Origin of the sequence: Brucella sp. NBRC 12950 (assembly GCF_030268145.1) — a bacterium.
GTDB lineage: Bacteria > Pseudomonadota > Alphaproteobacteria > Rhizobiales > Rhizobiaceae > Brucella.
The window spans coordinates 322,024-334,554 of sequence record NZ_BSQC01000001.1 but is presented as its reverse complement, the minus strand read 5'-3'; the positions used below and the strand labels follow the sequence as shown (position 1 = coordinate 334,554).

Here is a 12,531-nt window from a genome sequence, read left to right as displayed (position 1 = left end):
CTACCGAAAGCGCTTACGCGTATGCAGGATGAATTCGTCTTCGATCTTCATCAGCTGCGCGTCGATGCCATAGACCTCTTTCAGGAGCGCTGGATTGAGCACCTCTTCCGGCGCACCATCGGCGACGAGCCGACCACGATTAAGCACAATCAGCCGGGTGCAATATTTCGCGGCCAGACCAAGATCGTGCAGCGAGGCGATCACCGTCTTCTTTTCGGTTGCCAAACCAGCAAAAAGCTCCATCAATTCCAACTGATGGGCCGGATCAAGCCCAGCTACAGGCTCGTCAGCCATGATGATCGGCGTGTTCTGTGCCAATACCCGTGCGATCAGGGCGCGCGCTCTTTCACCGCCCGATAGCTCGTTAGCAGGACGTGACGCAAGTTCAGCCACACCCATGCGCTGCATGGCAGTCTCGATCACAGTTTCATCGTCACGGTCCAGTCCTGCAAACACAGGCTTCAGTGCTGACCGCCCAAGCGATACCAGCATCCTAACTGTTACCGGCCATGCAACATCGCGTTCCTGCGGCAGATAAGCGATGATCTTGGCGCGATCAGCAACATGCATTCTTCGGAGGTCCGAGCCATCCAGCAGAATTTCACCCGTCGAAGACGTAAGGCCCAAAAGCGCACGCAGCAGCGTGGTCTTGCCTGCACCATTTGGACCGATCAAGCCGATAAACTCACCTTCACCGGCCTCGAAACCGACAGCTTCAAGCACCGCTTTGCGCCCCAGCGAGACATCAAGATTGTGGACTGAAAGAGTGCTCATACCAGCCGTCTCCGATATTTAAAGACAAGCCACAGGAAAAACGGGGCGCCAATGATTGCCGTTAACACTCCCAGCTTTAATTCGCGCCCCGGCATAATCAATCTCACCAGCACGTCGGCAGCCAACAGAAGGGCGGCACCGCCAAACGTACTGGCAACAAGCAGACGTGACGGTCGCGAACCGACCAGCGGGCGCAACAGATGTGGCACTACAAGCCCTACAAAACCGATTGCTCCCGCAACCGCAGTCGATGCGCCAACGGAAGCTGCAGTGCCAAGAACAGCGAGAATCTGAACGCGCGAGAGATTGACGCCCATGCTGGCTGCGGCATCCGATCCTAACGTTAGGCTATCAAGCGCACGCCCCAGTGAAAACAACATCGCCCAACCGATCAGAATGAAGGGTGCGGCAAGCCATACATGCGTCATCGACCGATCGGCAAGAGAACCCAGCATCCAGAACACGATTTCCATGGCAGCGAATGGATTAGGCGACAGATTAAGCGCCAGTGCTGTCATCGCTCCGGCGAGACTGGTGACGGCAACACCTGCCAAAATGACAGTCAGTGTTCCGGCGTGACGCCCCGCGAGAGCCTTGACCAAAAAGACTGACAGAAATGCCCCGACCAGCGCCAGTAATGGCAAAGCCAACGGGAAAACCTGCGACAGCCCCGTATAAATCGCAATCACCGCACCAAGTGAGGCCGACGAGCTCACGCCAAGCAGCCCTGACTCGGCCAGCGGATTGCGCAGATAGCCCTGAAGAGCAGCACCTGAAAGGCCTAGCGAAGCACCAATCAGCAAGGCAAGCAAAGCGCGCGGCAGCCGGATTTCGCGCATAACCAACACGATCACATCCCCCTGCCCGGCAAATAGCGCCCGAATGCTCTCACCCACACTGATGGATGCCGGACCAACCAACAGCGAAAGCGCAAATAGCACCAGAACCATCAAGCCAAGAACAACAAGCAGGAGATAAAAACGACCAGTTTCAGTCACGCGCAGCCTCCGCGAGCTTCGCAACAGCTTCAACGCTGAACGGCCCGCCACATACTGTCAGATTGTCGTTGAGCGCCACGCTTCGCGTGTGCCCTTCGAGCGCGCGCAATGCCGGATGCTCGAAATTCTCAAAGGCCAGTGCGGGCGGTCGTCCCCGCGATCCGCGCACCAAAGTATCAGGCTTTTCCATAACCAGCATTTCCAGCGGCAGCATAGCTGAACCACGAACACCCGCCTTATCGGCGATATTATCAAGCCCGGCCAGACGGATTGCTTCATCAATCAGCGTGCCGCGTCCCGACGTATAACTATTCGCATAATAGAGCGCGACGGTCTGTTTATGGTCAGGCTTTTGGATTGCTGAAAGAGCCATATCCATGTCTGCAATCTGCCGGGTTGCTTCGCTTTCACGGCCGAGCAATTCGCCCATGCGCTTCATATGCGCCTTGATATCGTCAAAAGAGCGTGCAGGCGCAAATTCCTCTACCCGCACACCCAAATCCCGCAACAATCCAACCGTGGCACGCGAAGAAAACGTGCCCGCCAGCACCAGATCAGGCTTCATGAGGAACACTTCCTCAGCCTGCCCATGGTTGACCGGCAGCTGTTTTGCTCTCTCGGTCAACACAGACAGAAGCGGGTCACGCGAAAGATACGACACCGACCGAAGCTGCGTGGCATCTGCCAGCAACATCGCCAGCTGATCTGTGCAGACATTGATCGACACCACACGCTTGGGCAATCCATTCGCATGCGCGGGATGAAACGCAGTCAGAAACAGGCCGGCCAAAAGGCCAAACCTGATTTTCCATAACCCGGACTGCGTTTTCATGTTGCGCATCTCGTCAGAAATTCCGCGTCAGCCCGATATTAAAGCTGCGCCCCGGCGCATTATAGCCGGACGTTGTCTGGTAATCCTTGTCGAAAATATTCTCTACCGAAAGCTTCAACTGCGATTGTGTGTCGATGTCATACAGTGCGATGAAATCAGCCGTCACATAAGGATCAAGCTTCTTGGTATTCGCGGCAGTTGTGTAGCGCGAACCGCCGTAAAGCAACCGAGCCGTTAGATCGAGCTTGTCGATAGGCTTGAAATTCACTTCAGCTGTCGCCTTCACCCGCTCGCGATATGGCAGATCGTTATCGGTATCCTCATCAATCGGCTTCTTGAGGTCTAGCGATCCTTTCACCGCCCAAGTTTCGTTGAAGCGATGAGACAGCGCCGCTTCGAAACCCGTCACTTCTGCACGCGCAATATTGTAAGGCAGATAGGAAGGTGCCGTGCTCATGATCGCATCACGTAGCCATGTCTTATAGAAAGCCAAATCGAGACTTGTATCGGCTGTTGCTTGCCAGTTCAGACCAATCTCATACGAGCGGGATTTTTCCGGCTGCAGATCGGCATTCGCAAAGCCGGGATAGTAAAGCTCATTAAAGGTCGGCGCACGGAAGCCCGTGCCAAACGAAGAACGCAGCACGAGATCCGGCAGAATTTCGTAGCTCGCGCCGAGATTATACGTGACCACGTCACCAAACTGCTCATTATAATCGTAGCGCACACCGCCATCAAAGCGCAGCGCATCATATTCGAGCGAGTATTGCCCGAATACCGCAGCCAGATCACGACTGGTTTTGGCATATTCGGTCGTAGCGCTGACTTCCTCGCGGTAAGCTTCAACGCCACCGGTCAACACATGCGAAACATTGCCCGTTTCAAACTGCTTTTCCGTCGAAGCAAAGATGCCGTAACGCTTGGTTTCAAACAGATCAGACCCGCTAACACCCTTACGGAAATTTCGACTGCGATCGAGACCAGAGCTGAACTCGATCGTCGAAGACCAGTCAGCGGTGTGATCGATACGCGCACCCAGCTTGCCACTAAATGCTGTTGTGTACGCTTCATTAGCAGACGGTGCTTTGGCATCATATTGATTGCGGCCGCGGCTCAGGAGGCCATCAGTATAAATCTTCCCCCAATCAAAATCCTTCGACAGCGAGAAGTTAAACGAACCCTGTAGAAAACCATCACGATCAGGCTCATAGCCAAAAGAATCTGGTGTCGTAAAATTATATCCCTGTGTGCCTGTGACAGCGGCACCAAAGGCGTAATCAATGCCGTCCTTGCTGCGTCCCTGAAGCGAACCGGACGCATAACCGCCCCATGGATGCGTAACCCCCGTTGTCAGACTTCCGCAGTAGGAGCGCTCCCCGCAGGCTCCACCCTGCTTTGTGATGATATTAATCACACCACCCATCGCATCCGCACCATATTGCGAGGAATGCGCGCCTTTCGCGATTTCAATACGATCAATTGAACTCAGTGGAATATTGGAAAGCGCTGTTGCTCCGGTCGTTGCTGATGCGGTTCGCACACCATTGACGAGAACAACCGTCTGTTTTGACGACATACCGCGAATGTAGAGATTGGAAGACGATCCCTGCCCGCCATTGGTGGTAATCGAAATTCCCGGATAGTACTGAAGAAGCGATTGCAAATCAGGCGCTGCTGATCGGTCGATTTCCTCCCGATCAATGACCGTGACGGACGATGTGGAACGTTGCAACGATGTTGCACGCCTCAACGGTGTGACGACAATCGTATCAAGCACAACTCCATCCTGCACGCTTGCCTTCGTCTGAGCGAATACGTCGAGCGGCGTAACCACCAGAACGGTGGATGTGAGATATGCCGATAGTTTGAGAATATGCATTATTTCTACTTCCTGCGTGCAAGCCTTGCTTCACCGCAGGTGTCAGAAATCAGGGCGGAAGCGCCTTGTCTTTGTCCCACGGCAACATTTCACAATGTCACCGCTACGGACGGCCGCGACTGGACACCCCTCGTGTCAGCCATGGGTGACTGGATACGGCAGGTCTCCTGACTTCCGGGTCTTCATCGGTCCTCCGCCTTCCCGAACGTGAATATTCAGTGGCTATGATCGCAACTTACGATCATGGGAGGATGACTCGCCGGTCACAGTTGCGGGGGCAGTCTCGGTCTCAGCTCTTCAAATGAGCCTCACCGTGTTCCCTTTTCATCCATCCTTGCGGACAGAACCGTTTCCTGTGGCGAGCGATAGCAAGGGGATGGCAGATTATCAACTGCAACAATGTGCCCCATCTGAATCACATTCAGAGCCAAGTGATTCAGATGGTTGAATTGTATGGATTTTTCATCTCAGGAAGTCGCGGAAACGACGCAGTGCAAAGAAGAAAAGAACACTTCCGATTACAATCATGGCCAGCAATTGTGGCCACACGACACTCAATCCCGCACCGCGGAACAGCACCGATTGCGCGAGCATCACGAAATGCGTGTTGGGTGCCGCCAGCATGATATTCTGAATAATTTCCGGCATACTTTCGCGCGGCGTTGTACCGCCCGAGAGAACCTGTAACGGAAGCAGAACCAGCATCAGGAGAAGTCCGAACTGAGGCATAGAACCAGCAATCGTTGCTAGGAAGATGCCAAGGCTCGTTGTCGCGAAAAGCTGTAATGCAGCACCCGCCAAAAACAGCGTCAGCGAACCATTGATCGGCACCGCGAGAATGCCCTGCACAACAACAACCAGTGAAAAGGCAGTCGCCACCAGCACCACCATCCCCATTGACCAGACCTTAGAGACCATGATCTCAAGTGGCGTCACCGGCATGACCAGCAGATGTTCGATTGTGCCATGTTCGCGCTCGCGGATGAGAGCTGCGCCCGTCAGAATGATCGAAAGCATAGTTACCGATGAAATGACATTGGTGATCGCACCGAACCAGCCTTTGTTCAGATCCTGATTGAAGCGCGCACGTAGGTTAAGTCCAACCGGTGTTTGCGTATCCCCGCGATAGCGATTGAGAAACTCGTTCACTTCGCTGGAAACTATCGACTGAACATAACCGCCGCCGGTAAAGGCCTGACTCATGCGCGTTGCATCGACATTCAGCTGAATCGTTGGCGAACGCCCGGCAAGCAGATCGCGCTGAAAATTCGGCGGGATATTGAGCGCAAAGGTATCGAGGCCAGAATCCATCCGTTTATCCATCTCATGAGATGAGATGAGCTTTGGCGGCACAAAATACGGCGGATAAAACGCAGTCGTGATGCGACCCGAAACCGGTGACTGATCCTCATCAACGATTGCGATTGCCGCATTGTTGAGATTTTCCGGCATAGCCTTTGCAGCGGTATAGATCGCAAGTGTGAAGGCATAGACGATAAGCAGCAGAAGCATCGGATCACGCGCCAGTCCGCGCAGTTCCTTGACGCCAAGCTGGAATATATTGGAAATCCGCATCTCAGCCCGCCTGCTTCTTGAGAAGTACAATGCCGAGAACGGTAAGAACCGGTATGGCAATCAGCAGCGGCAGGAATGATCCGGCGAGATCGGAGAAATCGAGCGCCTTTGAGAAAGTCCCGCGCGAAATTGTCACAAAATAGGTCGTCGGATAAATCTTGCCGATAAACGCACCTGCCCCCTGCAAAGACGAGACTGGATCGATAATGCCAGAATATTGCACTGCGGGAATGAGTGTCAGCAATGCAGTACCGAAGATCGCCGCAATCTGGCTATTGATAAAGGTTGAGATCACCAAGCCCATGCCGGTCGTAATGATGACATAGAGAAGCGCCGCCGTGGCATAGGTCAGGAAACTGCCTGTGAATGGCACACGGAATATGAAAACAGCAAAGGCCGTCAGCATCAGGAAGTTGAGAAAAGCAAGCGCGATATAGGGCAGCTGTTTGCCTAGCAAAAACTCGAACTTAGTCACCGGCGTCACATAGAAATTTATGATGGAGCCAAGTTCTTTTTCACGTACAACGCTCAGAACCGCCAACATTGCAGGGATCATCAGCAGAAGCAGCGGGATAACCGCTGGCACCATGGCCACAAGGCTCTGGACGTCCGGATTATAGCGATAACGAATTTCCAGATTGAAGTTGCCGACAGTGGCGTTGCTTCCATAAAGCTCGCGCGCTTTTTGTGTCAGCCAATTGGCATGCATTCCCTGAACGTAACCACGCACGGTTTCCGCTCGCGTCGGCATGGCGCCGTCGATCCAGGCACCAATTTCGACGGGACGACCACGCGCAACATTGCTTCCGAAATTCGGCGGGATTTCAATTGCCAGGCTGATTTCACCTTCGCGCATACGCCGATCAAGGTCGTCATAATCGATTATGGGTGCTTTTTCAGTGAAATACCGGGAACCAGCAAGTTGCTGCGTGTAATCACGGCTGATCGTCGTATCGTCGCGATCCAAAACCGCAAACGTCAAGTCCTCGACATCGAGATTGATACCGTATCCGATCACGAACATCAGGATCACAGTGCCCAGAATGGCCAATGTCGCCCGGATCGGATCGCGTTTCAACTCCAGCGCCTCGCGTCGCGAGAAAGCTAGCATTCGCCGAGGATTTGGCAACCAGCCCGCGCGGGCCGTCGTGCTTTTCTCAACCTTTTCAGGCTGAACCTTCACCGACTCTTGAACTCCTTTCTCAGGCGCTGTTTCGCCAATTGCTTCTTCGAGATATGCGATGAAAGCGTCTTCAAGTGTTGCTGCATTGCGGCTTGCCGTGTTGGCTTTTGGCGTGTCGCTGATCAACACCTTACCAGCATGCATCAAGGAAATGCGATCACACAGTTCCGCTTCATTCATGAAATGGGTCGAGACGAAAATCGTGACATTGTCGTTGCGCGAAAGATCGGCAAGGATTTGCCAGAACGCATCGCGCGCAACCGGATCAACGCCTGAAGTTGGCTCATCGAGAATAAGAATATCCGGCGAATGGATCAGCGCGACAGCCAGCGACAGGCGCTGGCGGATGCCGAGCGGCATCGAGTCGGGAAGATCATCCATAACGCCCGCCAAATCAAACCTTTGGGCCAGTTCCTTGATTCTGCGCTTGGTATCTTCTTCCGCCATGCCAAACAGCTTGGCATGAAGCTCCAGATTTTGATGAACTGTCAGTTCGGAATAGAGCGAAAACGCCTGCGACATGTAACCAACATGACGGCGTATATCGATATCCTTTGGGTCAACTTCGCGTCCAAACAGCCTTGCCGTGCCTTCGCTCGCAGGCAACAAGCCGATTAAAACCTTCATCGTCGTGGATTTGCCGCAACCGTTAGAGCCGAGGAAGCCGAAAATCTCGCCGCGCGGAATACGGAAGCTTACATTGTCAACGGCAGTGAAATTGCCAAATCGCACCGTTACATGCTCGGCTTCGATAGCGATGCCGCTGTCTACCTGTATATTGCGCGGTGGCATTACTACTTCGCTGTGCCCTTGCCGAAGCTCCTCCGGCAAAAGCGCGATAAAGGCCGCATCGAGATTAGGCGTCTGGGTTTTCTCAAGCAGTTCCTGAGGCGTGCCGGTTGCAAGAATCTGGCCGTCATTCATCGCAACCAGCCAGTCGAAGCGTTCGGCTTCCTCCATATAGGCCGTGGCAACAATAACGCTCATCCCCGGACGATCTTTGCGGATATCGTCGATCAGCTCCCAAAACTGACGCCGCGATAAAGGATCAACGCCCGTTGTCGGCTCATCAAGGATCAGCAAATCAGGATCATGGATCAGTGAGCAGCAAAGACTTGTCTTCTGCTTCATACCACCCGAAAGCTTACCAGCCGGGCGATCAGCAAAAGGCGACATGCCTGTTCGCGCCAGAAGGTCTGCAATGCGGCGTTCGCGCTCATGCTTGTCATGGCCAAATAGCCGCCCGAAAAATTCGATATTCTCGAACACGGAGAGCGTCGGATACAGGTTTTTCCCCAATCCTTGCGGCATATAGGCAATGCGTGGAAATGCCGACTGGCGATGACGCTTGTCGGCAATATCGCCGCCGAGCACTTCAATCCTGCCCTTCTGCATAACGCGAGCGCCAGCAATCAGCGACAGAAGGCTCGACTTTCCAACGCCGTCAGGCCCAATCAGCCCGACCATGCAGCCGGCAGGCACCTCGAGCGAAACATCACGCAACGCTTCAGTCGATCCATAGGACAGCTTCACGCCGTCGGCCCGAACGACAAAGCTGTCGCCGTCCACGCCAGCCTTTATCGAAGCCGCACTCATTTTACTGTTTCCGCGAGATTCTTCGGCCATTCAGCATTTTGATCAAGTTTCACGTAAGCCATACCCGGAAGCCCGGTTTTGACCTGCTGAATATATTTCTGAAGCAATTCCTGCGGGATTTTTGCCTTAACGCGGAACATGAGCTTTTGACGCTCTTCCTCCGTCTCAACCGACTTTGGCGTGAACTGCGCAACATCGGCTACGAAACTAATCGTGGCAGGGATCACTGAGGAGCTGCATCAAGCACGATGCGCGCATCCGCACCAATGGCCACGCGTCCAGCCTGCGAAGTCGGCAGGAAGAAAGTCATATAGACATCGCTGACATCCACCAGATTCAGCACGCGACCGCCAGCCGACAATACTTCACCCGGTTGCGCAACACGATATTGCACGCGGCCAGGCTTTGGCGAACGCAATGTGGCATCATTGATATCTGTATCGATGGTGGCAATCGCAGCCTTTGCAGCTTCAACCGCAGCTTCTGCATCAACAACTTGTGCCTTTGCAGCACTGATCGCGGCCGCTGTCGCGGCGAGCTGCGCCTTTGCAGCACCCACGGCTGCCTCAGCTCCCTGCGCGGTTGCGCGATCATCATCCAGCACCTGCTGAGAGACTGTGCGCGATTCTGAAAGCTGTTGCGAACGGGCCAGACGGCGATTTGCAGCGTCCAGTTGCGCTTCGCGCTGTGCGACCGTGGCCTGAGCGGCGGTTTGCTCGGCTTCACGCTGGACAACCAAACTTTTCGCTGTCTCAATGCTTATTTCAGCGCGACGAAGCTGCGCTTCAGCCTGTTTGCGCTGGCTCTCAAGTTGGGCAGTATCCATGCGCGCCAGAACCGCGTTTGCCTCAACAAACTGTCCTTCGTCGGCAAGAATTTCGCGGATACGTCCGGGGCTTTTGGTGGATACATCGATCTCTACGGCTTCGATTCGCCCATTTCCGCCAGCAATGCCTTCCGGCAGTCCGGGGTCGCTCAGTGCTTTCCAGGCATAGTAGCCTCCAGCTACCAAAGCCACGACTACACCAGTTGCGATCCACTGCTTGCGATTAAACCCCATGCCGAAACATCCTCTGCGTCATCATCTTGCGGGCCCGCAAAGCAAAGCTATGCGGCAAACGATACTACTCAGTCAGATTGAATTCTGTATTTTCACTTGGGAGTGCGTGCCTTGATTAAAATCAACTATACTCAAATGCACCGTAATTTCATGCGTTAAATAATAAATATAAGAAAATTCGCGGGTGCCGATTTAGTGAGATGGAGGGCAATGCTGACAGCACCCGCTGGCTGTCGACAGTACAACATTGCAAAAAGATCGCGCTGGTGCGCTCGACAGATCCTTGAATTGTTTAAAATTAGCCGGGGCGTCGCTTTGGTTGGGCCTCGACGCCCCGGAGATTGCCGACTCTGGTGGAACTCGGCAACAAGCGATCATTAGCATCCGCTGGCGGAGGCTTTCTTTGATTTAAATCAACCAGATAATAAATAACCTGAATGTGCCGCTATTTTTTAGGTCGACACTTGCCCCAGGTCTTTTTCAAGTATGCCGATACGCTCTTGAGCGTCGGATCAGACAAGAAACCTTGTCGAAAAAGAATACTGCCTTTGACCTCCGGTATAGCGTTGTTAAGGTCAAGCTGGCGCTTGATTTCATCTACGCCATTTCCCGCAACCCATTCAGGCTCAGCCTTACTCGAGGTGCCAGCGCGATAAAGTGCCATACCTATATAAAGATCAGTATTTGTGCCTTTAACTGTATCCGCCCACCATTTGACGATAGGGCCATAAGGCACATCCTTGCGGCCTGACGACCAATAGACCTGCGGCGCGATATAATCGATCAGCCCATCTTTCACCCAGGCACGCGTATCAGCAAAGTCTCCATCATAATTGGTCTTACCCGCCCGCGTTGGCGAACCAAGCGGATCGTCAATCTGATTGCGCCAGACGCCGCCAGGGCTGATACCAAAGCGAACATGCGGCTTGATGGCTCTGATCTTGTGCGAGATTTCCTGCACCAGCGTATAGGTATTGTGACGCCGCCAGTCATGCTTGCTTGAGAAACTTGTCCCGAAACGTTTGAATGTCTTGTCGTCCTTGAGTGGCGAGCCCTGCGTTTCGTAATAGAAATAGTCATCGAACTGGATTCCATCGACATCATATTTCTGGACAACTTCAGCCGTGATGTTAGTTACCCACTGGCGCACTGCCGGAATACCGGGATCAAGCACATAGCGATCCGCAGATATGCCTACCCAACCCGGATTGGTTTTATAAACACTAGGCGGAGAATCGCTGGAAGAATTATTCAGTTCTTTTCGCGTTGCCGGTCGCACATCCATAGAAACACGGTAAGGATTGAGCCATGCATGTAGCTCGATCCCACGCTTATGCGCTTGCGCGATCGCAAAGCGCAGTGGATCGAAGCCTGGATCTTTTCCGAGCGTACCTGTCAGATAAGATGACCACGGCAGATAGTCGGATTTGTAGAAAGCATCCGCAGCAGGTGAAACCTGAAAGATCACGGCGTTAATGCCATGTTCGGATGCTTCTTCAAACATTCGCACCAGTTCCTGCTTCTGGCGCTTCACGCGTTCGGAATCATCCTCAATCTGTGTGGAAGCTCTGGATGGCCAATCCAGATTAAGAACAGTCGCAACCCAGCTCGCATGAAAAGTATCGCAATCAAGAGGCATGGATTATCGCAGTCCCGTTCTATTCTAATATTAACGCCATATCTGGTTTGATATGATCAACTGGGTAACTACTTTAAAGATGCATAAAGTCAAAGCGAGGGCACGATGTATAAGAATATCCTAGTCACCACAGATGGTTCAGAGTTTGCAGAGCGCGGTCTCACTCATGGATTTGATACCGCGAAAGCCATGGATAGCAAGGTGACTGTCCTCACCGTGACCGCCCCCTATTCGCTTTCCGGACTGCCTGGCGGCTTTACTGACAGTCCAGCCTTTATCGAGCGTTATGAAGAAGAATGGAACGATTACGCCGATGCTGCACTTTCCCGCGCCCGTGAACTGGCAAGTCAGGCTGGCGTTGAAATCCATACATTGCATGTCGTGGCACAGCATCCCGCCACCTCAATCATTGAAACCGCAAAAGAATTGCGCAACGACCTGATTGTGATGGCGTCACATGGTCGTCGTGGGCTGAAAGGCATGTTGCTCGGTAGTCAGACCTATGAAGTCGTTACGCGAAGCACTGTTCCGGTGCTGGTGGTTCGCTAGATTCAACCGGCCTGATGACCAGTGGCGCTTTCAATATCAACGCGAAAGAAAACAGGTTCCAGTTTGCGTTGCTCGCCGCCACTGGTGATGGTCTTGGTATAAGCAGGCTCCCACCATGTCGGCTCGTTTGAGAGCATATTGACGATCGCAGCCTTTTCTTCCTCGCGCGTGATCTCGCGATAATGACCGTTCACCACAACGCTACGCCATTCCGTTTTTGAAATGATGTGATCGAACAAAATGCAGACCGCATCATTTTTCCGCATAGCCTCAGTCTTCTGACCATCGGTAGTGAAGGAATAAAGCGCCCCACCGCTGAATCGAAAACCGAGCGGCACCACAAATGGTCGATCACCAAGAACATAACCCAACCGCCCGATCTGGGTGTGCTGGATCATATCACGGACATCAATTTCAGACATTTCCTTGATTATCATGGCAAGCGT

At 53.2% G+C, this 12,531-nt stretch carries 9 protein-coding genes, 1 pseudogene and 1 riboswitch; of the genes and pseudogenes, 1 reads left to right on the top strand and 9 read right to left on the bottom strand.

The features are described from left to right. The 8 genes and pseudogenes from QSJ70_RS01560 to QSJ70_RS01525 all read right to left on the bottom strand — a co-directional run bounded on the left by QSJ70_RS01560 (position 1) and on the right by QSJ70_RS01525 (position 11,536). Positions 1-774, bottom strand: coding sequence for an ABC transporter ATP-binding protein (locus QSJ70_RS01560; protein ID WP_285534573.1), 774 nt, complete (start codon positions 772-774; stop codon positions 1-3). Then, a complete protein-coding gene (locus tag QSJ70_RS01555; protein WP_285534572.1) occupies positions 771-1,772 on the bottom strand; it encodes a FecCD family ABC transporter permease in 1,002 nt (333 codons plus the stop codon). Before QSJ70_RS01555 ends, QSJ70_RS01560 begins: the two co-directional genes overlap by 4 nt. After that, positions 1,765-2,604 (bottom strand): ABC transporter substrate-binding protein, encoded by an 840-nt coding sequence (locus QSJ70_RS01550; protein WP_285534571.1) that lies wholly within the window; start codon positions 2,602-2,604, stop codon positions 1,765-1,767. Before QSJ70_RS01550 ends, QSJ70_RS01555 begins: the two co-directional genes overlap by 8 nt. Before the next feature lie 13 nt (positions 2,605-2,617). Beyond that, on the bottom strand, positions 2,618-4,483 hold the full coding sequence (locus QSJ70_RS01545; protein ID WP_285534570.1) for a TonB-dependent receptor domain-containing protein: 1,866 nt from the start codon (positions 4,481-4,483) through the stop codon (positions 2,618-2,620). A 140-nt stretch (positions 4,484-4,623) separates the two neighbouring features. Then, positions 4,624-4,849: riboswitch (cobalamin riboswitch) on the bottom strand. A 96-nt stretch (positions 4,850-4,945) separates the two neighbouring features. Then, on the bottom strand, positions 4,946-6,058 hold the full coding sequence (locus tag QSJ70_RS01540; RefSeq protein WP_064320792.1) for an ABC transporter permease: 1,113 nt from the start codon (positions 6,056-6,058) through the stop codon (positions 4,946-4,948). Position 6,059: 1 nt separating this feature from the next. Further along, a complete protein-coding gene (gene rbbA, locus QSJ70_RS01535) occupies positions 6,060-8,837 on the bottom strand; it encodes a ribosome-associated ATPase/putative transporter RbbA (RefSeq protein ID WP_285534569.1) in 2,778 nt (925 codons plus the stop codon). Beyond that, a pseudogene (locus QSJ70_RS01530) lies at positions 8,834-9,897 on the bottom strand (HlyD family secretion protein). The gene rbbA and the pseudogene QSJ70_RS01530 overlap by 4 nt, the downstream one beginning before the upstream one ends. A 445-nt stretch (positions 9,898-10,342) precedes the next feature. Further along, positions 10,343-11,536: a glycoside hydrolase family 10-like protein gene (locus QSJ70_RS01525; RefSeq protein WP_285534568.1), complete on the bottom strand. Its 1,194-nt coding sequence runs from the start codon at positions 11,534-11,536 to the stop codon at positions 10,343-10,345. A gap of 105 nt (positions 11,537-11,641) precedes the next feature. On the opposite strand from QSJ70_RS01525, the gene QSJ70_RS01520 reads away from it, so the two are divergent. Next, entirely contained in the window at positions 11,642-12,085 is a 444-nt protein-coding gene (locus QSJ70_RS01520; RefSeq protein ID WP_285534567.1) for a universal stress protein, read from the top strand. 2 nt (positions 12,086-12,087) lie between these two features. Here QSJ70_RS01520 and QSJ70_RS01515 read toward each other — a convergent pair whose 3' ends face one another. Beyond that, positions 12,088-12,522 carry a pyridoxamine 5'-phosphate oxidase family protein gene (locus QSJ70_RS01515; RefSeq protein WP_064320797.1) on the bottom strand — a complete coding sequence of 145 codons (435 nt, stop codon included), beginning with the start codon at positions 12,520-12,522 and terminating at the stop codon, positions 12,088-12,090. Between the last annotated feature and the right edge of the window lie 9 nt (positions 12,523-12,531).

What these genes read in the sequence shown, in the direction of transcription:
- QSJ70_RS01560 (WP_285534573.1), bottom strand. Translation starts at nt 774, where the DNA reads ATGAGCACTCTTTCAGTCCACAATCTTGATGTCTCGCTGGGGCGCAAA.
- QSJ70_RS01550 (WP_285534571.1), bottom strand. Translation starts at nt 2,604, where the DNA reads ATGAAAACGCAGTCCGGGTTATGGAAAATCAGGTTTGGCCTTTTGGCC.
- QSJ70_RS01545 (WP_285534570.1), bottom strand. Translation starts at nt 4,483, where the DNA reads ATGCATATTCTCAAACTATCGGCATATCTCACATCCACCGTTCTGGTG.
- QSJ70_RS01540 (WP_064320792.1), bottom strand. Translation starts at nt 6,058, where the DNA reads ATGCGGATTTCCAATATATTCCAGCTTGGCGTCAAGGAACTGCGCGGA.
- rbbA (WP_285534569.1), bottom strand. Translation starts at nt 8,837, where the DNA reads ATGAGTGCGGCTTCGATAAAGGCTGGCGTGGACGGCGACAGCTTTGTC.
- QSJ70_RS01525 (WP_285534568.1), bottom strand. Translation starts at nt 11,536, where the DNA reads ATGCCTCTTGATTGCGATACTTTTCATGCGAGCTGGGTTGCGACTGTT.
- QSJ70_RS01520 (WP_285534567.1), top strand. Translation starts at nt 11,642, where the DNA reads ATGTATAAGAATATCCTAGTCACCACAGATGGTTCAGAGTTTGCAGAG.
- QSJ70_RS01515 (WP_064320797.1), bottom strand. Translation starts at nt 12,522, where the DNA reads ATGATAATCAAGGAAATGTCTGAAATTGATGTCCGTGATATGATCCAG.